We start from the raw sequence: 19,332 nt of genomic DNA, 5'->3' as shown, positions 1-19,332 counted from the left end.
TTGTATTAGTCCAAACTGGTCGCCATGGATTTCTGTCCAGACTCCACCTGCATGATGTAGAGCGGTTTTTCCGCACCATTTTCCTGAAAAGAAATCTTTCCACAGACTCCTTCGAAATCTTTGATAAGCGGCAGTCCGTTACGGATTGCCGTTGACGTTGAGCCGTGCCTTTTCGCAGTGGCTGCTAAAAGCATGACGGAATCAAAGCCCAGTGCGGCATATCCTGTTTCGGGCGTGCTTCCGAAAAGAGATTTGTAAGAGTTTACAAATGAGCGGACCAGCGGTGCTTCGCGGTCCATGGCCGCTTGCGAGGCAAAGTAGATTCTTGACGGGTATGCTTTCATGGTCTGCTGCATGGGGACATTGTCAAATGAAGTCCCACCGAGGATAGGATAGACCTGCCGGTCATTTTTGAGCTGTTCAAGCAGCTTTGCCCCGATGCGGGCCGGGGCGAAGACTACCACCGCTTCCACTTGCGGCTTGGCGGGGTTTGTATCTCTTTTTTGGATGGTGAGACCTACCGCGCTGTCCACAAAGTCACTGGCTCCTACTGTTTCATTGATAACAGTGCTGTTTGCTGGCGGCGGCGGGGCAAGGTCTTTCAGTTTTTCACTGATGAAAGATAAATCCGGGTCCGGTTCGGTGATGCGCATTTCAGCCATTATATTGCCTTTGTTCTGCTTGAAACGGCGGGCAAAGCTGTCTGCCTGTCGGGCGGTGCTGTCCGCAAGATCAGAACGGACCAGCAGGATGTTACTGATCTGCATTATGTTGCATGCGAATTCCGCCAACAATTGTCCGGTTCTGATATCCGGTACGGCAAGAGTGAAGATATTTGTCCCGGCGTAGGAGAGCGCGTCAGCCTGTGCCCCGGTACATAAAAAGGGGAGCTGTACGGCCTGAAATGCGGGCCCTGCGGTGAGTGCTGTGTTGTCGTCGATGATCCCGGTGGCGGCTATGATTCCCTTGGACTGGGCCAGCTTGTTCGCACTGTTCAGGATTCCAGTGGTTTCACCGGCGCTGGATTCCACTTCCAGCCTGATCTTAGTTCCGCTTTTGGAATTATTAATTTTCTGGACTGCCAGCAACGCACCGTTCAAGGCTTCCTGTGCAGTGGGGGCTTGGCTGCCCTTAAGTCCGAAAATTGTACCCAGCACGATTTCATCGGCATGAAGCGGAGAACTCATCAAGCAGAATATGACCAGCAATGAAGTTAAAATTTTCATGACCCGCTTCCTTTGCGTTCTTTGCGTGACTTGATGATTTTGAAAGTTCGCTTTTTTTCCGGTTTCGATGCATCTGGGTGTGGAGCTGTTTGTGGCTGCTGTGTTTTCTTCTTTGCTGTTGCTGCGTTTTTCATTTTTTCCACAGCCTCTTCGTGCTTTTTATCTTCGGCTGCGATTTTTGCCTGCGCCAGCTTTTTCTCGGCTTCTTTTTTCTGGCGTTCTGCTTCGCGCTGTTTCGTCTTGGTTTTGAATTCCGAGACAGCTTCATTAAAATCTGACTTTTTATTGGTAAAGGCTACTTTTCCGGCATGCACGATTTCAGTGAGTTTATTAACCTCCCAGAGTTCAATGGGCCGGGGATGTTTGATATAAACCGGAATGATTTCGTGATGGTGCAGGTCAATTGAAAGGGGAAGCTGGCTGGTCAGGATGGAGCGTTTGAAGATGCGTGAGGTGTTGAAATAGCTGGATACAAAGCTGTCCGGCTCCGGGTTGCAGGCATCATCAAAATAAATGGCGATGATGATGTCGATCTGTCTTTTCACACATTCCATTATCGGCACTGGTGATGAAAATGCGCCGTCAATGAGTCGTTTACCGTCCACATTGCCCGGAGGCATGAGCGGATAGATGGCACTGCTGGCATAGATTGCCTGAGCTAGGTTGCCTTCTTCAAGGATGACCGGTTTGCCGGTTTCAAGGTCGGTGGTGGAGATCAGGGTTTTGGGGGAGAGGTCGGAAATATTCGTTTTTTTGAACAGGGTTTCGTAGGTACGGCGCAGGCAGTCTGTTTTCAGGATACCTGATTCAGCTGTGAATTTGCCCATACCGGTGCTGGCAATGTCCAGCACGGAGTTGTAGTCCACGTCAGTGTAAAAACGAGGGTCCACGGTTTTGGAGAAGACTTCCTGAATCTGTTTGAGGTCATAGCCCGCCCCCATGAAACCGGCCAGAAGCGCACCTCCGCTTACCCCGATAACAAGATCCAGATTGACCTTTTCCTGTTGCAGGTATTCGATAAAAGGCAGGGCACAGAAGGACTTGATGCCTTCCGAACCGATAATCAGGGCGACAGAAGGACGCTCAGGAGATTTTTTTATATTCTCCCGCTCTTCTGTTCCGGTTTTATCTTTCGGGGACTCCGGGGCATTATTCTCTTCCATCTTCTCTCCATTATTTAGAAGAAAAGATACATGTCTGGCGGGAAAAAAACAATAAGGATTGCAGCTTTAAACGAGCTGTTTTCAACTGGAGATAGACTTCAGAAAAGATTTGAATGCCGGGAACATGTTTTCAACCATAACCGCCACACCTTCGCTGTTGGGATGAACGCCGTCCGGCTGGTAGTATTCAGGGGATTCTCCGATCCCTTCGGCCAGGGACGGATAAAGAGGGATGCTGAATTTTTCGGCAACTTCCCTGAAAATGGAGTTGAATTCAGTGGCGTAGGATTGGGGGGTAAAGTTCATGGGTTTGAATCCGAGCAGCAGGACCGGGATAGCCGCTTCCTGAAATGCTTCGACCATGCTGGAGATATTCAGTTTGGTCTGCTGAGGGTCCATGAGCTGGAAGCAGTCATTGGCACCGAATTCAATGTAGGCCGCTTCGGGTTTACTTTCAATAACATCGGCAAGGCGGAATAGCCCGTCCGCGGAAGTATCCCCGGACAGGCCGAAATTATTAATTGCCACATGGAAGCCTTCTTCCAGCAGCCTGCGTTCAAGCTGCGCTGGAAGGGAACTGTACGCCGGGAGGCCGTAACCCTCGGTGAGACTGTCTCCGAATGCTGCCAATGTGATTTTTGCCATGCCTATTTTTCTCCTTCGCGCAGCCAGCTCTGGAATTTGGAAACTTCTTCTTTCCACTGATCTGAGATGCGGATGGTTATGAATTCTTTGAAGACGCAGTCAAAAAGGGTGATGCACTTTTCGATAAGGTAGATTTTTTCCAGAAATTTTGCATCCGGGTCATCCCCTTCCTCGTCTTTCATTTCCACTTTGGGGGTCTTAAGTCCGCTCATGGTGAAATCTTCGGCCTTGAGCTGAACCTGCCAGAGGTTCTCATCAATTTCCATTTTCAGCTGGCAGCGGGTGACTTTTTTGCCGGTCCGCAGGCCGTAAAGTACTTCGGTCATATCTCCGCTGGCGGAGTTGACTGTAGCTGTGTCCACGTTTTCGCCGTCGCCGCCCTGAACAGACATGCGCTGCTCCATGTAGAGCATGAAGCGTTCGCCGTCTTCCAGCTCGAACATACCGTCGCGGATTTCGCTTTTATACCAGAGCCAGGTCAGGAAGTCCTGGCCCAGAAGTGTGTTTTCCCTTTCGGCAAGCATCATGAGGTCCATAACAGGTGCTCCTTTGAGTAAATTAGACTAGCCCACAAAGTAGGTGGGGTCGAGCGATTCAAGTTTTTGTACAGCCTCTTCGCCAAGCATTTCCATGGCCAGAAAGAAGGGAGTCAGCGGTTCAAGGGTCAGTTCGAATGTGTCGGAAAAGTGGTCGGTGAACAGATCCATAACCTTGGTGTTGGTGGCAGCGAGGTACAGACGGTTTTCCGGTACGTTCCAGACTACATCGAAAACTGCCGGGATGGGCAGGGAGCGGGCACGCAGCTTAAGGGTAACTTGTTCCTTGATCTCCCTTTTACGGTCGCGGGAGATGAAATTTTTTCCCTCTTTTTTGGCTTCAGCCAGTTCGTGGTTCAGTGCGATCTGAAAATGTTTTTTCAGTACTGCGGGCTGAATTCTGCGGGTATCAAGGCGCATGGAAAAAGTGAAGTATTGGGCTTTTTCCGGTGGTGAAACTGCCCATTTGTCATCAAGCATATCGTCCATGTTCACCCAGCCGAAGGAACGTTCTTCAGCAGTGTGGTCAATGTCCTTAAATGCGAATTTAGCTAATCTTTCGGGGATTTCCCGGATCAGTTCATCACTGACGTCTTCCAGAATTCTGTATCTGGTGATTCCTGTGCTGGCTGAAAGTATTGGCAAAGCATGCTCCTTGAACCGACTGTCACTCTATTGGCGGTGCCGGATTTATTTCGCTGTGAAGGTAAACACAAACGTTATCTGTTATGACCATTTTTTCAGGATGTAAAGGGAAAGAATTCCCGATATACCCAGTATGGCATATTAGGTGCATAATATATTTCAGTTGTAGAAGATTGTAAATCAGGCAACCCCCAAAGGAGGAGTCAGTCAAGCTGATGCAAGCTGGTGGAGGTCACCATGACACTCATCGAAGTACGGACCGAAGATAACTATATCATAATTGGTAACCAGCGTAGAAAAAAATTGACATCTGACGGCTGTAACGAGCCGTTTAAGGACCGTTTCTGGTGTCCGCGCAAAAAGTGGTTTATGAAAAGAGCATGTCCGTTCATAAACAAAATTGAGTGCGGAAACTATCGCCAGATGTGCGGTTCCCTATAATTGCTCAGCACTGAGGGGAAAAATTTAACTTCTCTTGCTTTTGTTTTGCCCGGATCATAATATTCGTGCAAAACTAAAGCGGAGGGGAAATGAATTCCGGTAATCCATATGAACTGCTGGCTGAACGACTGGAGTTGGTAGCTAAGCAGGTTCGCGAAATTGAAAGCCTTGGGCGCAAAGCTTTGTATACAGACAACGATGAAAATGCTTATCGGGATTTTATGCGCCAAAAGGCCATTATTCTTGCTGGTCTTGCAGACAAAGTGGTCCCGCAGACTCAATCCGTGTCAGATGAGCTTAATGAACGTATTAAACGTTTTTCTCTTTCAGCTTCACAGGCTCTTGAAGTCGGCAGTGTTTTTTTTATGTCCGCGCTTCTTTACCCCGAGAACTATAAGGAAGGGGACCCCAACGATCTAGAGGATTTTGCGGCTAAAGTGAAAGCTCTGGCTAGGTGATCAGGAATGTTAATTTGCGCATTTTTCTAAATGTGTTATTTTGTTTCTATGGACGGTTGCTTTTGCTAAAGTGTTAGTATATCAAATGGCGTCGGGTCAAAGGGAGGAGCAGGTTGCCTTCGGGGGGCTGTTTTTTGACTTATAGCAGGGTATATAAATGCTTAATGCTGAAGAATGCGCAACTGATATAAATTTTGCCAACGGAGCAGTCAGGCCTTTGAATATTTTACTTGCCGAAGATTGTGAGAACAACGTGCTTCTGGTGCAGCTGTATCTGAAAAAGCTGCCGTATTCTATTGATGTGGCTGAAAATGGAAGTGAAGCTTTTGAATTGTTTCAGCGCAAAGAATATGATGTTGTGCTTATGGATATAGAAATGCCTGTGACTGACGGTTATGAGGCAACTACTCTTATTCGCGGTTTTGAAAAGGATAACAGCCGTGAGAGGACTCCCATTGTCGCTGTTACAGCCCATGCCCTGCCGGAAAATGAAGATAAGGCCTACGAAGTTGGGTGTGATTATTTTCTGACCAAGCCGGTCCGCAAGGCTGATCTTATCTCTACTGTCCAGAAATACGGGGCCAGCTTACCTGTTTAGTGCTAAGACCCTAAAGTAGATCTACATTACAGGGGCTGACATAGTTAACTATGTCAGCCCCTGTTTTTTTATATCAAGTTCAAAATTTTAGAATTCGGTAAATGTAACACTAAGTTTCGTTAACCACATTTATGTTCTTCCCATCCAGAAAAGCTTTAACATTTTTAACGGTTGTGTTGGTTAATCTTGAGCGGGCCTCAAGGGTTGCCCATGCAATGTGCGGAGTAATGGTCAGATTCGGTGTTCCTGAAAGAGGATTTCCGGGCAGCATGGGTTCGTCCCCGACCACATCAAGGGCGGCCCCGGAGATGACCCCTTTAGTAAGGGCTGTGGCTAGAGCCGCTTCATCGATGAGTGGCCCGCGGGCGGTGTTGATCAGGTAGGCATTGCTTTTCATGGTTGAAAGCAATTTGCTGTTAATGAAATTTCCATTTTCAACGGTCAGCGGGCAATGCAGTGAGACTACATCGGCTTCACGAAAAAGTTCTCCAAGGGATACGAAACTGAACGGGGTGTACTCGGGGGCGGGTTTTGGTCTCGGTGCATAGACCAGAACCTCCATGCCGAATGAATTGGCGATGATGCCTACTCTTTTTCCGATATCACCGAATCCGACTATGCCCATCTTTTTCCCGGCCAGCTCAATGAGCGGTGTGGTCCAGAAGCAGAAATCATCCTGCTGAGCCCATTGGCCTTCTTTTACCGCCCGGTCATGTATGGCAACCCTGTTGGCGTGATTCAGCAGCAGGGCGAAGACATGCTGGGCAACTGAAGGGGGCGAGTAGCCCGGAACGTTTGAGACCGGGATGTTTCGCTGTGCAGCTGCTTCCAGATCAACAACATTGTATCCGGTAGCCAGTACGGAGATAAATTTAAGTTTGGGCAGGGTCCTGATGATGTCTGCGTTGAGAATGGTTTTGTTGGTCAGGATAATGTCAGCGTCTATGGCGCGCTCTAGGATTTGATCCGGTTTTGTGCGGTCGTAGACGGTTAGTTCGCAGATTTCTTCCAGTCCGGTCCATGGATTGTCACCGGGATTGAGCGTGTAGCCGTCGAGAATTACTGTTTTCATAGACCCTTTTCCATTATTCCCGGTGCAATAAAGTCGGGGCTAAAGTTTGAATTTCTTGTTGGACGCTGGAGCTATGCCGCGCTTTTTCTGGGCTTCTATTTCCTTCGCCATTTCTTCTTCGGTCATGTCCGGATGTTTGCCGGAGTGTTTTTTCTGGATTAGCCGTTTTTGGGCGGCAAGGACAATTTTGCTGATGACTTTGTCTTGGGATCTTTCAAGGTCGGTAAATTCGCAGCCCACAATTTTTGGGGTCCGTCTTGCAATTTTAAGTTTGAGATTTTTGAGTACGGGTTTACCGGACCAGATCAGCACTGCGTCCACCACCGTACCTACAGGGAATTCTTTTGAACTGGCAAAGCCGATACCGCTGGCACTGATGTCCATAATACGGCATTTAACTCTTGGGATACGGCAGATGACATGCATGTTGTCTACATCAATGCGGAAAGCTCTGCGTGCGGCTGGAATATCTTTTTGCGGCTTGAATTCAATGTCCAGCGACTCGTCAGTGTTTCTGCCAAGCATGCGGTCCAGCTTGTTTTTTAACTTGCTCACCAGTCCGGGTTTACTTTTTTCTTTATCTTTCCCCATTCTAGTCCCCTGATGGAAGTATAGTGCGGTCGTCGTTACTCTTTTTATAACGACTTGGTATTGCTAATCTTAATTTATTACTGCGCTTTCTATTATCATATCTGTATAAAGTGGTTTGTCAATATTTATACTTAAACTAGAACTTGACATTTGTGAAAAAAGTAGCGAAGAATTATGAAAATTTTGGTAATGAATCGGGTTAAATACTTGGAGGTATTTGGGCATGATTGGCGAACTTATCAGTAACATGGGCCACAGCACAACTGCTGGCTTTGTTGGTGTTTCTCTTATTTTTGGTTACCTTGCATGGATGCTGTTCATGATCTTTCGCAGGATTGAAGAAGGCAAAAAAGAAGGTCATCATTAGGAATATTTCGAGAGGGCTGCTATCCCTTTCAGTAAGAAAAAAGGCCCGCATTTGCGGGCCTTTTTTTATTTTAATTTACTGTTTATCTCAGTCAGTTGTTCAAGCACAATGGCTAATTGGGCATCGAAGATATGGGCCAGATCCTTTAATTTCTGATCCTTGGCCTTAGCCAGAATATCCCGGATAAATATTTTGCGCCTTTTGAAGTCATTGTAGGCGTAGCCACATTTCTTTTTGAGCAGATCAGCTTCCCTGCTCTGAAAGTTCTTTTCACGCTTAACAAGGTTTACCACCGAGAACAGCGAAGTCAGGCTGTGTACCTGCATTTTACTTGTTTTGCACATGTCTGCCATATCTTGAAGGGCATAGACCCGGTCCGGTTGGGCGTCGGCTCCGGTCGTTTTATCTATTTTCATACCCAGAGTTCTGAAAGAAGCTTCAACTCCGGAGAGTTTGCTGAACTGAGCGGATATATCCGGGGCCTTGCAGAATCCTGTGCATGGTGCAAGCAGGGCTATGGTGATGATTAAAGTAATGAATGTCTTTTTCATGGTTAATCAGCCTTTGCGTCGTTATAAATTTCCATCAGGTACTGGCCGTAATCGTTTTTGAGCATGTCTGTTGCCATAGTTTTCAGTTCAGCGGAACTGATATAGCCCATGCGGAAAGCTATTTCTTCCAGACAGGCAAGCATGAAGCCCTGCCTTTCCTGTACCGCTTCTACATAGGATGCCGCCCGAAGCAGTGACTGGTGGGTACCCATGTCCAGCCATGCGTATCCGCGCCCAAGCAATTCCACATTGAGCTTACCGCGTTTGAGGTATTCGTTGTTCACATCGGTTATTTCAAGCTCGCCACGTGCAGAGGGCTTAATGTTTTTGGCTATTTCAATCACGGAGTTGTCGTAAAAATACAGCCCCGTGACTGCGAATTTTGACTTAGGTTCTTCAGGTTTTTCCTCAATGCTGATCACGGACTGTTTTTTATCGAATTCAACCACGCCGTATCTTTTGGGATCTTTTACCGCGTAGGCGAAAACCGTACCGCCGTCTTTACGGCTGGCAGCTTTTTGCAGGATATGCGGCAGGTCGTGTCCGTAAAAAATGTTGTCCCCGAGGATCAGGCTGACGCTGTCGTCCCCGATAAAATCTTCACCGATGATAAACGCTTGCGCCAGACCTTCCGGTTTAGGCTGAACCTTATATGAAATATTGATGCCGAGGTTTGAACCGTCGCCAAGGAGATCTTCAAACCTGTGCAGGTCTTCGGGGGTGGAAATGATCAGGATATCGCGGATGCCCGACATCATATGGATGGAGAGCGGGTAGTAGATCATAGGCTTATCATAAACAGGCAGAAGCTGTTTACTGACCACCCTAGTCAGCGGGTAAAGCCTTGTGCCGGAACCTCCGGCCAGAATAATTCCTTTCATGTTAAACCTTCCTCACGGTGATTATCTCTGGTAAACCGTACTTAAATTAGCAATAAATTCTTGAGGTGTCTGCACTTATAGCATTAAATGGCCTGAATTTGTCTACATCTGCAAAAAAGGAGTTTCGTTCGATGCGTGGCCCCATGTTTTCTCTGCCTACGGTTCTTTTTTTAGGCATCATTTTTTTTGTCCTCATATTCTTTTTGTTTATATTTGTACAGGTTGGTCTCGTAACCGTTGCTTTTTCCAAGCTGGGTTTGACAGCTGGACAGGGTTTTCTGCTGCTTATTGCTACTCTGTTCGGGAGCGGGGTCAACATTCCGGTGTTCCGTTCGGAAAGGCTGGTACCTGATGTGAGAGTCAGGCGGGTGCGCATGTTCAATCCCTATTCTCCGCTGGATGCTCAGCGTGAGGGCGCAACCCTGACCAATCAGGTTGTGGCGGTGAACCTCGGTGGCTGTGTGATTCCGGTACTGCTTTCCCTGTCTTTGCTCAGCAGATCCGGTTTTGATTTCTCCATTTTACTCTGCGTGGGTGTGGTCAGTGCAGCCGCTTATGTTCTCGCCCGACCTATTCCGGGAGTGGGGATCGGAATCCCGGTGCTGATTCCACCGCTGATTACCGCGCTTGCGGCCCTGATTTTTGTGCAGGGTGAAATGGCACCTATAGCGGCTTATGTTGCAGGAAGCCTTGGAACCCTGATAGGTGCGGATTTGCTGCACCTTGCCACCCCGGCTACCCGGCGGGTGCTGGATGCTCCGCTAGTTTCCATCGGCGGGGCAGGAACTTTTGACGGAATTTTTATCACCGGTATTCTGGCTGTTCTGCTGGCCTGATTTTGATAAGGAGTTTTTTGTGCTTAAATGTGATTTTTCTACGATAAAAGATGCAGGCGTCGGCAGCAGGATCGTGCTAGGTGATTCCTGCTTCCAGCCGCAAGGGTGTATCTGTATGGCTCTGTCCGGTAGTAGTGCTGGATTCAGGGCCGGAATGGTGCTTACCGGTGAGGGCGTAGAGCTGCTACGCATTGTTTCGGGCGGCTGGACTTCAGGTGTACCGGGTGCAAAATCGTGGGTTGCTGAAGTTTTGGCAGAGCTGCCTCACGGTGAGGTTGAGCTTTCCGTGAAGAAGGAAGGTTATTCCCTTGCTTACGTTACCCTGAGTGATAAAGGGGCTGCCGGGCAAAGAAAGGATGAGGCCGGGCCGCTCATTGCTGAAATGATAAAAAATGCACTTCCGATTTCCATCGTGCAGGGTTATCTGATCGCTGACGAATGCGATGATCTCAAAGCATTGCTCATGCATCTAGCTCATGTGGATGGTTTTGATCTGATCATGACTACCGGCGGGACCGGGGTCGGGCCGCGTGATGTTTCCCCGGAAGCAACTCTTGCGGTGATTGAAAAACGGTTGCCCGGATTTGAAAGGGCCATAACCGCCACCGGACTTGAAAAAACTCCCCATGCCATGATTTCACGGGCTGTTGCCGGAACTCTGGGGGAAAGTGTTGTTGTGAATTTTCCCGGCAGTCCGAAAGCTGTGCGGGAAAGCCTTGAAGCTGTACTTCCCGCTCTTAAACATACAGTGGACAAATTGCAGGGCGATAAAACCGATTGTGCAGCTATTTAGTAGTGTTTAAAACAAAAATGATGCTTGATTCCTTGCGCAGGAACATCTATATAGGTTTTGATTTTTGTATATTAATTCTTTCAAAGAAAATAACCGCACGTTCAGGATGTGTAGAATGAAACGCAATGTTCCGTTTTTATTAGTATTGATTTTCATGCTGTCATCGGTCTCCTTTGCCTACGCGCAGGAGCAGGGTGAAAAGTCTCTTGGTGAAGCCAAGGCTCCTGTTTCCATGGAAGAGGCTACCACTCAGGTGCCTCAAGCCGTTACTGATGAAGCCAAAGATGCCGACATGACCCTCACTCTTGAGGAGTGCGTAAACCTCGGACTGAAACAGAACCCGTCCATTATCGCGGCCCGCAAAAATCTGCTGGCAGCTGAAAGCGATGTGAAGAGACAGCGTGGTGCTTTCGGTGGTCCTGTTACAGCCAAGTATGGTTACACCCATAGCGGTGATCAGCCCCGTTCCGGTAATACTGCTGCTGACTATCAGGATAAATGGGCTTTTTCCATTAACGTAAGCCAGCCTGTTTTTAAGGGTTTTGAACTGCTTTCAAAGTACCAGAAAACCAAGTTGCAGAGAGCGTCCACCGAGGCCAGCCTCTACAATGCAGAACTTTCCCTGATCAGCAATATTCAGACTTCTTTCCTGACCCTGTTGCAGGGACGCATGGAAGTTAAGAGTAAACAGGATTCTGTTGCCCGTCTGCAATCCCAGCTTGATGTTATTCAGGCTTTTTATCAGGTCGGACTTCGTCCCAGAGTTGATGTGCTGCAGGCTGAGGTTGAACTCGCCACCGCGGAACAGGATTTGCTCATCGCCAAAAACACCGTCGATTCAAGGGCTGCAAGGTTGAATACCCTGCTCAATCTGCCAATTGAAAAGAATGTTGATTACTCCGGTGAGCTGACTTACCTGCCTTTCTCCATGACTCTTGATCAGTGCATTGCCAAGGCGGACAAAGGTCGTCCCGACTTGAAGATCGCCCGTAAGGCCGTTGAAATTTCCGAAGAAGATGTAACCATTGCCGAGAGCGGTTTTTATCCCGACATCACTGCGGATTTCAACTACAACAGTGACGGTGGTGATCCTTCGGTCAGTAAAAATAAATACAATTATCAGAATCGTCCCGATGACTGGAATATCGGCGCGAATCTGAACTGGGAAGTTTTCAGCTGGGGGCAGACCTACTACGACTCCAAGCGCGCTGAAGACAACGTCAAGAAGATCAAGGCTGAGTTTGATAATACCAAGCTCGAAGCTTCTTACGAAATTAAAGATCAGTTGCTCAGTCTCAAAGCTGCTGCCGACCGTATCGGCGTGGGCCGCAAGTCCGTTGAAGCCGGTCGTGAAGGTTACAGAATGGCCATGGCCCGTTATCAGGCTCAGGTCAGCACAAACAACGAAGTGCTTAACGCCCAGTCCCGTTTGAGTGACAGTGAAGCTCAGCTTATTCAGGCCCTGTCTGACTATCAGGTTGCCCTTGCCAAGCTTTATGTCGCTATGGGTGACATGAACCCGTCTCTTAAGACCAACTAGAGGCTGGCTCAGATTATAATCTGGTGTAATTGAAAAATATTTATCCGGCAGATTGCTTTCAGGCAGTCTGCCGGATTTTTATTGTGGACATCAAGGATTGTTCAAATTTATATTGTTTGTGATCGGAGGGAAAAATGTTTAGAGGGCGGAGCCTTTTCAATAAAGCAAAAGATAATGAGCAGAAGCAGGATGTACGTTGCAGCGGTTGCGGCGGAGAGCTGTATACTCACCGCGAGTGATGGGGTGTTTTTTTACGCTGCGGGTCCTGCGGCAAGAAATTCAATGTTGCTGATTATTCGGAATACATAGATGACGATTTTGAAGAGGAAATGGCTAACGTGCCCATGAATAGGCTTTAACGGAGTAAAAACAGCAAGATGTTTAAGAAATTGGCAGTATTATTTTTTATTCTTTTGTTGGGAAGTGTTTCTTTTGCCCATGGTGCTGACTCCCATAGCTGGGACGAGCTTAAAGACAGGCTCGCGGCAGACGGGTTTAACCGTGAGTATGTGGATGCTGTTTTTTCTGCCAGTTCACTGGAATATGATTCGGCCATGATGGCCCGCAAGATGCGGGTGCTGCTCAAACGCAGGTTTGAGCCACCGGCAAAGAAAGTGGCCCGTGAAAAGGAATACGATGAAAGATATGTCGGGCCGATTATGCTGGCGGGAGGTTATTCCTATCTCCGTGAACACTATGCATTATTGCAGGATATAGACAAAGAATACGGTGTTGCTCCATCTGTACTGGTAGCCTTGTTGCTGGTGGAGACCAAGCTCGGGTTCACTCTTGGCGATGCCCCGGCTTTTAATAACCTCGCCAACATGGCCGCAAGTCCTGATCCGCTTAAATTTTTTGATAAGTTAGGCTACGAGAAGCTGGAAGAAAAAGATATGCTCTGGCTTAAGATGCGGACGAAGAAAAAAGCTGATTGGGCCTACCGTGAGCTTTCCGCGCTGCTGAAATTTTCTTCTGCAAACTCTATTGTGCCTACTGAAATTCCCGGTTCTCCTTACGGTGCTTTCGGAATCTGTCAGTTCATGCCCAGCACCGCTATTCATTATGCTGTAGATGGAGATAAAGACGGGCGTATCGATCTTTTCAGTCGTGAAGACGCCCTGTTCAGCATGGCCAGTTTTTTAAAAAGGCACGGCTGGAAAAATTCTCTGAGCAAGAAAAAGAAGCTTAAGGTTATTTATCGCTACAACCATTCCATGGTCTATGCCCGGACGATCTACGAAGTCTCCCGGCAGCTTGAAAAGATCCGCTCTACTTTTGGGCCAGATTAATAATTGATGACTCCGGCGGCTGGGAGTCTACCGACGGTCCCTCCGGGACTTAAACCCTTTGGAAAGGGTTTGTTCCACTGTCGCTATCTCTAAGGCTCGCGGGAAAACCGCTCGCCTAAGAGCTAGTGCAAGAATCCCAAACTTTTTTAATAAGCTTCGCATATAGCTTGTTAGGACGACTTTCAAAATAACGACCGCAATATCGGGTACGATATTGCGGTCGTTTTTATGAGAATAGTTTAACAAAACTATATGCGAAGCTTATTGAAAGGTTTTGAAAGGGATGGGGTCTGGGGAAGGGAAAACTTTTGCAAAAGTTTTCCCTTCCCCAGCCGCCGGAGGCATTCTTAATTCAAAATACCTTGATAGAGCGTCATTGTTCTTTTGAGGAAATCCTCGCCGGAAAGCTGGGACATGGTCCGTTTGTGCTCTTCAAGTAATTTTTCACGAAATTCAGGATGATTAATTGCTTCGGTTATCTTCAGGGAAAGCTGGGTGACATCCTGCGGGGGCACAAGTGCTTCCTGCGGCAGCAGGTCCGGCATGACCCCGACGGAAGTTGAAATGAGCGGTCTTTCGCAGGCCATGATTTCCAATGCAGCTCGGGCGATGGTTTCCGACCAGAGTGAAGCTATTACTCCGATATCCATGGCAGATATGCATGCAGTCACATCTTCGCATTTACCGCTGATGGCGGTTATTTCGGTCAGTCCGTTATCGGTAAGCCATGTGTCCACCTCGTGCTTGCTGGTGGCAGTGGGAAAGCCGATCAGGAACAGCTTGATGCTTTTGCCCTGTACGTTGTGGCGTGTTTTGGCGAGGGCTTCGATTAGTTCCTTTTGCCCTTTGACCCGGTCAAACCTTCCGAGCATACCGATAACAATGTCATTTTCATTGAAGCCGAATTGTTCACGTATTTTCTTGCGCCCTTCGGCATCGTAGCGAAATTCTTGGTTGTCCACGCCTCCGTGGATCAGCCAGAGCCGGTTCTGAGCCAGCTCCATTTTTTCCAGAAAATGGTCAGCCATTCTTTTGTTGGTTACCACTACGGCATCAGCAACCTTGGAATGCAGGTAACGGTTGAAAATATCACTCTTGGGAAGTCTCTGGTCACCTCTGGTTCTGACCAGCTTGTAGCCCATGCCCATTTTACGCAGGATTCCCCACCAGAAAAATGCTTCCCCTCGATGGCAGTTAACTACCTGCGGTTGGTGTTTTTTAATCAGGGAAAGAACCTGTGAGCAGGCCTTGATCAATTTATGCGGGCGGGCGGAATTAAGTTCTATGGTTTCAACATTAAGCCCCATTTCAAGGGCTTTTTCCTCGGTTTCGGAACCGGGGACAGTAATGAGTAGAACTTCGTGCCCGGCATCTTGCAGCAATTTGCTCAGGTAAAGGGCGTACCATGAAGTGGCGTTGAACCAGCGGACGTTGATGACTTGGAAAATTCGCATGTGAGTAAATGGTAATCCGTAGAACTAATGGGTCTGGTAAAATAGCCGATATTCTATTCATCGGCTGGAAATTCAACCTTGCATAACTGTACACAGGGTATGTTTTTTTATTAACATGATCAAATACCATTTGGTACCGATGTTAATTTTTATTGTAATAATGTAGGTGATTAATTGGATAAGTTGAATAATAAGCCGAAAGTGTCCGTGATTATACCGACTTACAACCGTGCGGATCGGGTCTGCCGGGCAGTGGACTCCGTGTTGGCCCAGAAGTTTGCGGATTTTGAATGTCTGGTTGTGAATGACGGCTCCACAGATGATACAGCGGATAGGTTGGCTGAATATGCCGATCTTCGGTTGAAAGTCATTTGGCAGGAGAACAGGGGAGTTTCGGCTGCACGCAATTTCGGTATTGCAAATTCGTGTGGTGAATTTATCGCTCTTTTGGATTCTGACGATGAATGGGTGGTGGAAAAGCTTAAAAAGCAAATTCCTTTTATGGAAGAGGGCGGTTTTGAAATCAGCCAGACAGATGAAATCTGGATCCGTAAGGGTAAGCGGGTTAATCAATGTAAAAAGCATGAAAAGCCCGAAGGAATGTTTTTCGACCGCTCACTTGAAATGTGTATGGTCAGTCCGTCCTGTGCGATCTTCAGCCGTAAGTTCTGGGATGAACTGGGGCCGTTTGATGAAGATATGCCCGCCTGCGAGGACTATGATCTTTGGATCAGGGCCGGGCTAAAATATCCGGTAGGTCTTTTGCGGGAGCGTTTGACTGTAAAACATGGCGGGCGTCCCGATCAGCTGTCGAACAGTGTAGCGTGTTTGGATTTATACAGAATCTACGCTATAGTGAAGCTGCTTCAGGACGGAGGACTTTCCGCGGAAGAGTATGACATGGCTCTTGCTGAATTGCAGCGTAAGGCCGGTTTTTATATCGGCGGATGCAGGAAGAGGGGGCGTGACGGACAGGCCGCGAAGATGGAGCGGCTGGTACAGGATGTCGCGGCCGGAAATACTGTCGTACCTGCTGAAATAATTAAAATATGAAACGGGCCGGGATATTTGAATAAATACGCTCCGGCCCTTGAATGATTATATTAGGCGAGAATTTCTTTTTTTCCGAAGGCTTCGGCCTTGACCCTGTCGAGCAGGCTGGAAAGGCATTCCTTGACGTTCTCGCGAATGTCGCCCGCTACGATGAGGAAAAGCACGTCATCTCCGGGTTTGAAGACGCCTTCATTGGCGTGGGTCACGATTTTATAGATTCCGGGGAACTCTTCATGTTCCTTGCGGATTTGTTCAATTTTATCGTGGTCGGTCTTGATTTCGATGCCGGTGACTTTTTCACGGGTTCCCCGCGACCAGCCGCGGACGACTCCGTTATGGATCAGGACCATGCCTACATTTTCGGCGAATCCGGGATCTTGTTTAAGCTCAGCTATTTTTTTTGAAATGTCCATAATTCCTCCGCAGGTAAGGAGTTGTTGTTTTGTATTCGATTTCAAGTTTATTCGAAAAATTCCCGGTTGTCAGCCATTCTCGTATGGTCAATCGTGGTTTTGGCGTCTGGATGGTCTGGGGGGGGACTTTGGAAGACTCCATTGTCCGCAGTATGCGTGATTTCGGCGGCATGTGTATGTGCGAGGAAGCTAATCAGGCTTACTGGTTTTTCTTCAGCGATGATGTCTTCCGGGTTGTGGCCCGCCTTGAACTCTGGGCCAGACTTAATCCCATGGAGCTTTTTATCCAGGTAATGCCTGCTACGCTTCTGGTCGATTACAATCTTGATCTTTCACTTAAGGTTGATTCTGAATTTACTGCTCAGGAAACAGCACTTCCCACCGAATTTGAAATAACTATTCATCCCAAGCTCTCCGACTCGGTAAAAGTTATTGCCGGATTGAACCTTGAAGATGTTCGAACTCCTACCGGAATTTCAAAATCCGGCTGGCAGACTTTGATTCCGGATCAGGGGCTTGGATACGATTCCCTGCAAAGCTGGTATTTTATCCTTATCCCGGTCGGCAATCCTTCGGATAAGGAATTCATCAAAGGCTGGCGGTCATTTTTTTCTGAAGTGCAGGTCATGCTTCAGAGGCTGGGCATTCAGTACATAACTTCGGAAGTGAAGGTTATTCTTCCTATTGCTTCTTTTTCTCTGCTCCGTACTTTTCTGCGTGAACTGCTTGTGCTCATCAGCAGGGTAAGAAATAACGAGTTGACTGAAGAAGTTTCATACTGGCCTTCAGTAATGGCTCTGGTGCCGCAGATGAATATGAGCTTTAACGATGAGGTAATCCGTAAAGTCAGCCTTGATTGGGATAAACTCACTCCTGATTGTCCGCATTTGCGCTATCGTGATGCTTTTCTGCTTGGAAACGATTTCGCGGTTAATGAAGTCCGTTTCGGAAGTGAGCAGGAGAATGTGGACGGATGGTGTCATGTAAGTCTCAAGCAGGGGGTTAATGATATCGGTGCGTCGGCTGTATCGGTTACTATTTCCCGCAGGGTTTCCGTGGGGGAACTGGAGGATTGTTTTTATTGCGGCATGAAAAACCATCATTCGTCAGATTGTCCCAGTCGGACTTTGGCAGGCCTTGACCCGGTTGTCTGGAAGCAGCTTGCAGCTATCGACAGTGATAAATTTACTGAAGGGTTTCAGAACATTGATTTGCAGATGCAGGGAAAAGATAATGTTATCGAGGAATTTTCAAGAATCCTGCATAAGGGCAAGGGGTACGAGGGGATTGTTACCCGGGCTCTTTTTGCCATTAACGCAATTTCCCAGCTGCGCACGGTCTATATGGTCTGGCGCTGTAGGGGCAAGGATTGGCCCCTTGGAATTAAAGATCAAGGCCCGGAAGAGGGAGAGCTGATCTGGTCTGCTTATGAGGCTTTGCAAAGAGGTTCCAGAAATGAGGCTGAAACCTTGATCAAAAACGCCATGATTCGGTTCAGCCGCAGCTATCAGCCACGTTCATTGATGGCATTTTACGAATTGGAAGGTGGTGATCTCGAACAGGCTTATTTTTATTGGCAGGAAGCTGAAAGGCTCTGCTATTCTCCATTGCAGCAGGGGTATTTTATTTACCTGCAAGGCAGGATGCAGGAAGTTATGGGGGAGTTCGGAGAGGCGTGTGATCTTTACAAAAAGGCACAGAACAAGTGTCCTGACTGGCTGGAACCTCAATACCGCCGGGCGGTCTGTATGGTCAAGATGGGCTTTGCTGAACAGGCCATTTCTACATTTACGCATATTATTGAGAAAGATCCTCATTATTTTAACAGGGTGGCTATAGACCCCGAACTTGACCGAGGCAGGCTGACAGTTTTGCAGGAGATGGGCGAGCTTTGGGAAATCGCTGAAGCGGAAGCCAAAGAAGTTGCTTCGGGGATGGACACTCTTTCTTCGGATATTGCCCAGTGGTTCGAGGAAGGACATGAATTTGCTGATGAGGCTGCCCGGTTCATGGATCGAATGAACAAGCTGGCTAAGATAAAAAATTACGTAGCTTTCAGGCAACTGACCAGCGGAATAGCGCGGTTGACTGCTGAGATTGAGAAGCGGGTTGAATACGAAATCAAGGTCATTAACAAGAAGCTTGAAATTTACCGTGAGGAATTGCTGGACGTTCAGCGCGAGGCGTCATGGTTTCCCTTTCCTAAGTTATTGACTGAATTTAACAGTGATTTCAACTATTGCGCAGATAAGATTTACTGGATTAAGACCCAGCAGCTTAACGTGGCGGAAACATTCCGCAAAACCCAACGCTATCTGAATCGTATTGATGACCGTTTGGGAAAGCTTAAAAAGAGGCTGGTCACACTTAGGGTTATTCGTGATTCAACCCTTTTCATTATGCTTTTGGGCAGGAGTTTTATCTGGTTGGAAGTTGTTTTTCTCGGATTGGCATTGCTGTGCATCCCCTTGCTGATCTACTATTCGAATAATTTCCAATCAAATTTTATTATCGATATGATTATTCGTCAGAAGTGGGAGTTCCAAAAAGGGTTGATCCTGATCCTAAGTATTTTGGCCCTTGCTGTTGCTGCTTTTAGGGCTGCGGTTGTCTTTGAGAAAAAGAAAAGGGAACTCTTTCTTATCGATGACGGTAAGGATGATGATTGATTCGTCAGTTTTGTTGTAATTAAAGGTCCTTCCGATGTTTTCCGGAAGGGCCTTTTTTTAATTTTTCGGGTCGATTTATGAGTTGGTATACTTGCTGCAGTATCTGTTGAA

At 47.5% G+C, this 19,332-nt stretch carries 21 protein-coding genes and 1 pseudogene; 11 read left to right on the top strand and 11 right to left on the bottom strand.

Going from position 1 to position 19,332, the window contains the following annotated elements:
* Window positions 1–5 precede the first annotated feature (5 nt).
* From FMS18_RS04870 to rdgC, 5 genes are all read right to left on the bottom strand, one after another.
* Window positions 6–1,226, bottom strand: coding sequence for an ABC transporter substrate-binding protein (locus FMS18_RS04870; RefSeq protein WP_163292616.1), 1,221 nt, complete (start codon window positions 1,224–1,226; stop codon window positions 6–8).
* The gene (locus tag FMS18_RS04865; RefSeq protein WP_163292615.1) at window positions 1,223–2,389 is read right to left on the bottom strand and encodes a patatin-like phospholipase family protein; all 1,167 of its coding nucleotides are present in this window, start codon (window positions 2,387–2,389) and stop codon (window positions 1,223–1,225) included. The genes FMS18_RS04870 and FMS18_RS04865 overlap by 4 nt, the downstream gene beginning before the upstream one ends.
* Before the next feature lie 81 nt (window positions 2,390–2,470).
* On the bottom strand, window positions 2,471–3,034 hold the full coding sequence (locus FMS18_RS04860) for an arylesterase (RefSeq protein WP_163292614.1): 564 nt from the start codon (window positions 3,032–3,034) through the stop codon (window positions 2,471–2,473).
* Window positions 3,035–3,036: 2 nt separating this feature from the next.
* Window positions 3,037–3,570, bottom strand: a complete 534-nt coding sequence (locus FMS18_RS04855; RefSeq protein WP_163292613.1) for a hypothetical protein — start codon at window positions 3,568–3,570, stop codon at window positions 3,037–3,039.
* 27 nt (window positions 3,571–3,597) lie between these two features.
* The gene (gene rdgC / locus FMS18_RS04850; protein ID WP_163292612.1) at window positions 3,598–4,215 is read right to left on the bottom strand and encodes a recombination-associated protein RdgC; all 618 of its coding nucleotides are present in this window, start codon (window positions 4,213–4,215) and stop codon (window positions 3,598–3,600) included.
* A gap of 237 nt (window positions 4,216–4,452) precedes the next feature.
* On the opposite strand from rdgC, the gene FMS18_RS04845 reads away from it, so the two are divergent.
* The 3 genes from FMS18_RS04845 to FMS18_RS04835 all read left to right on the top strand — a co-directional run bounded on the left by FMS18_RS04845 (window position 4,453) and on the right by FMS18_RS04835 (window position 5,712).
* Window positions 4,453–4,656 carry a hypothetical protein gene (locus FMS18_RS04845; protein WP_163292611.1) on the top strand — a complete coding sequence of 68 codons (204 nt, stop codon included), beginning with the start codon at window positions 4,453–4,455 and terminating at the stop codon, window positions 4,654–4,656.
* An 89-nt stretch (window positions 4,657–4,745) separates the two neighbouring features.
* Complete coding sequence (locus tag FMS18_RS04840) at window positions 4,746–5,114, top strand: hypothetical protein (protein WP_163292610.1); 369 nt, start codon at window positions 4,746–4,748, stop codon at window positions 5,112–5,114.
* Window positions 5,115–5,271: 157 nt separating this feature from the next.
* Window positions 5,272–5,712: a response regulator gene (locus tag FMS18_RS04835; RefSeq protein ID WP_163292609.1), complete on the top strand. Its 441-nt coding sequence runs from the start codon at window positions 5,272–5,274 to the stop codon at window positions 5,710–5,712.
* A gap of 109 nt (window positions 5,713–5,821) precedes the next feature.
* On the opposite strand, the gene FMS18_RS04830 is transcribed toward FMS18_RS04835, so the two are convergent.
* Window positions 5,822–6,784, bottom strand: coding sequence for a D-2-hydroxyacid dehydrogenase (locus FMS18_RS04830; RefSeq protein ID WP_163292608.1), 963 nt, complete (start codon window positions 6,782–6,784; stop codon window positions 5,822–5,824).
* A gap of 39 nt (window positions 6,785–6,823) precedes the next feature.
* Window positions 6,824–7,375, bottom strand: a complete 552-nt coding sequence (locus FMS18_RS04825; RefSeq protein ID WP_163292607.1) for a PilZ domain-containing protein — start codon at window positions 7,373–7,375, stop codon at window positions 6,824–6,826.
* A 223-nt stretch (window positions 7,376–7,598) separates the two neighbouring features.
* Here FMS18_RS04825 and FMS18_RS20450 point away from each other — a divergent pair, with 223 nt between their 5' ends.
* Window positions 7,599–7,742 (top strand): hypothetical protein, encoded by a 144-nt coding sequence (locus FMS18_RS20450; protein WP_203544513.1) that lies wholly within the window; start codon window positions 7,599–7,601, stop codon window positions 7,740–7,742.
* 65 nt (window positions 7,743–7,807) lie between these two features.
* On the opposite strand, the gene FMS18_RS04820 is transcribed toward FMS18_RS20450, so the two are convergent.
* Both FMS18_RS04820 and rfbA read right to left on the bottom strand, forming a co-directional pair.
* On the bottom strand, window positions 7,808–8,293 hold the full coding sequence (locus tag FMS18_RS04820; RefSeq protein ID WP_163292606.1) for a hypothetical protein: 486 nt from the start codon (window positions 8,291–8,293) through the stop codon (window positions 7,808–7,810).
* A gap of 2 nt (window positions 8,294–8,295) precedes the next feature.
* Window positions 8,296–9,174, bottom strand: coding sequence for a glucose-1-phosphate thymidylyltransferase RfbA (gene rfbA, locus FMS18_RS04815; protein ID WP_163292605.1), 879 nt, complete (start codon window positions 9,172–9,174; stop codon window positions 8,296–8,298).
* 131 nt (window positions 9,175–9,305) lie between these two features.
* Between rfbA and FMS18_RS04810 the strand changes: the two genes are divergently transcribed.
* From FMS18_RS04810 to FMS18_RS04795, 5 genes and pseudogenes are all read left to right on the top strand, one after another.
* Entirely contained in the window at window positions 9,306–10,010 is a 705-nt protein-coding gene (locus FMS18_RS04810; RefSeq protein ID WP_163292604.1) for a DUF1614 domain-containing protein, read from the top strand.
* A 19-nt stretch (window positions 10,011–10,029) separates the two neighbouring features.
* Window positions 10,030–10,803 (top strand): MogA/MoaB family molybdenum cofactor biosynthesis protein, encoded by a 774-nt coding sequence (locus FMS18_RS04805; protein ID WP_163292603.1) that lies wholly within the window; start codon window positions 10,030–10,032, stop codon window positions 10,801–10,803.
* Between the two features lie 115 nt (window positions 10,804–10,918).
* On the top strand, window positions 10,919–12,343 hold the full coding sequence (locus tag FMS18_RS04800) for a TolC family protein (RefSeq protein ID WP_163292602.1): 1,425 nt from the start codon (window positions 10,919–10,921) through the stop codon (window positions 12,341–12,343).
* Window positions 12,344–12,549: 206 nt separating this feature from the next.
* Window positions 12,550–12,702, top strand: a pseudogene (locus tag FMS18_RS20860) (dual CXXC motif small (seleno)protein); the annotation flags it as partial.
* An 18-nt stretch (window positions 12,703–12,720) separates the two neighbouring features.
* Complete coding sequence (locus tag FMS18_RS04795) at window positions 12,721–13,632, top strand: lytic murein transglycosylase (protein WP_163292601.1); 912 nt, start codon at window positions 12,721–12,723, stop codon at window positions 13,630–13,632.
* 347 nt (window positions 13,633–13,979) lie between these two features.
* Here the strand turns inward: FMS18_RS04795 and FMS18_RS04790 are convergent, their stop codons facing one another.
* Entirely contained in the window at window positions 13,980–15,086 is a 1,107-nt protein-coding gene (locus tag FMS18_RS04790; protein WP_163292600.1) for a glycosyltransferase, read from the bottom strand.
* 207 nt (window positions 15,087–15,293) lie between these two features.
* Here FMS18_RS04790 and FMS18_RS04785 point away from each other — a divergent pair, with 207 nt between their 5' ends.
* Window positions 15,294–16,139 (top strand): glycosyltransferase family 2 protein, encoded by an 846-nt coding sequence (locus tag FMS18_RS04785; RefSeq protein WP_368854145.1) that lies wholly within the window; start codon window positions 15,294–15,296, stop codon window positions 16,137–16,139.
* 50 nt (window positions 16,140–16,189) lie between these two features.
* Here the strand turns inward: FMS18_RS04785 and FMS18_RS04780 are convergent, their stop codons facing one another.
* The gene (locus FMS18_RS04780; protein WP_163292598.1) at window positions 16,190–16,552 is read right to left on the bottom strand and encodes a molybdenum cofactor biosynthesis protein MoaE; all 363 of its coding nucleotides are present in this window, start codon (window positions 16,550–16,552) and stop codon (window positions 16,190–16,192) included.
* Between the two features lie 29 nt (window positions 16,553–16,581).
* On the opposite strand from FMS18_RS04780, the gene FMS18_RS04775 reads away from it, so the two are divergent.
* Window positions 16,582–19,221 (top strand): hypothetical protein, encoded by a 2,640-nt coding sequence (locus FMS18_RS04775; protein ID WP_163292597.1) that lies wholly within the window; start codon window positions 16,582–16,584, stop codon window positions 19,219–19,221.
* The last annotated feature ends 111 nt before the right edge of the window (window positions 19,222–19,332 follow it).

The sequence above is a fragment of the Desulfovibrio sp. JC022 genome, assembly GCF_010470665.1.
Classification (GTDB): domain Bacteria; phylum Desulfobacterota; class Desulfovibrionia; order Desulfovibrionales; family Desulfovibrionaceae; genus Maridesulfovibrio.
This window is presented reverse-complemented; position numbering and strand designations above follow the sequence as displayed.

Excerpts from the sequence above, each read along its gene's own strand:
- FMS18_RS04870 (WP_163292616.1), bottom strand. The coding sequence starts at position 1,226 with ATGAAAATTTTAACTTCATTGCTGGTCATATTCTGCTTGATGAGTTCT.
- FMS18_RS04865 (WP_163292615.1), bottom strand. The coding sequence starts at position 2,389 with ATGGAAGAGAATAATGCCCCGGAGTCCCCGAAAGATAAAACCGGAACA.
- FMS18_RS04860 (WP_163292614.1), bottom strand. The coding sequence starts at position 3,034 with ATGGCAAAAATCACATTGGCAGCATTCGGAGACAGTCTCACCGAGGGT.
- FMS18_RS04855 (WP_163292613.1), bottom strand. The coding sequence starts at position 3,570 with ATGGACCTCATGATGCTTGCCGAAAGGGAAAACACACTTCTGGGCCAG.
- FMS18_RS04845 (WP_163292611.1), top strand. The coding sequence starts at position 4,453 with ATGACACTCATCGAAGTACGGACCGAAGATAACTATATCATAATTGGT.
- FMS18_RS04840 (WP_163292610.1), top strand. The coding sequence starts at position 4,746 with ATGAATTCCGGTAATCCATATGAACTGCTGGCTGAACGACTGGAGTTG.
- FMS18_RS04835 (WP_163292609.1), top strand. The coding sequence starts at position 5,272 with ATGCTTAATGCTGAAGAATGCGCAACTGATATAAATTTTGCCAACGGA.
- FMS18_RS04830 (WP_163292608.1), bottom strand. The coding sequence starts at position 6,784 with ATGAAAACAGTAATTCTCGACGGCTACACGCTCAATCCCGGTGACAAT.
- FMS18_RS04825 (WP_163292607.1), bottom strand. The coding sequence starts at position 7,375 with ATGGGGAAAGATAAAGAAAAAAGTAAACCCGGACTGGTGAGCAAGTTA.
- FMS18_RS20450 (WP_203544513.1), top strand. The coding sequence starts at position 7,599 with ATGATTGGCGAACTTATCAGTAACATGGGCCACAGCACAACTGCTGGC.
- FMS18_RS04820 (WP_163292606.1), bottom strand. The coding sequence starts at position 8,293 with ATGAAAAAGACATTCATTACTTTAATCATCACCATAGCCCTGCTTGCA.
- rfbA (WP_163292605.1), bottom strand. The coding sequence starts at position 9,174 with ATGAAAGGAATTATTCTGGCCGGAGGTTCCGGCACAAGGCTTTACCCG.
- FMS18_RS04810 (WP_163292604.1), top strand. The coding sequence starts at position 9,306 with ATGCGTGGCCCCATGTTTTCTCTGCCTACGGTTCTTTTTTTAGGCATC.
- FMS18_RS04800 (WP_163292602.1), top strand. The coding sequence starts at position 10,919 with ATGAAACGCAATGTTCCGTTTTTATTAGTATTGATTTTCATGCTGTCA.
- FMS18_RS04795 (WP_163292601.1), top strand. The coding sequence starts at position 12,721 with ATGTTTAAGAAATTGGCAGTATTATTTTTTATTCTTTTGTTGGGAAGT.
- FMS18_RS04790 (WP_163292600.1), bottom strand. The coding sequence starts at position 15,086 with ATGCGAATTTTCCAAGTCATCAACGTCCGCTGGTTCAACGCCACTTCA.
- FMS18_RS04780 (WP_163292598.1), bottom strand. The coding sequence starts at position 16,552 with ATGGACATTTCAAAAAAAATAGCTGAGCTTAAACAAGATCCCGGATTC.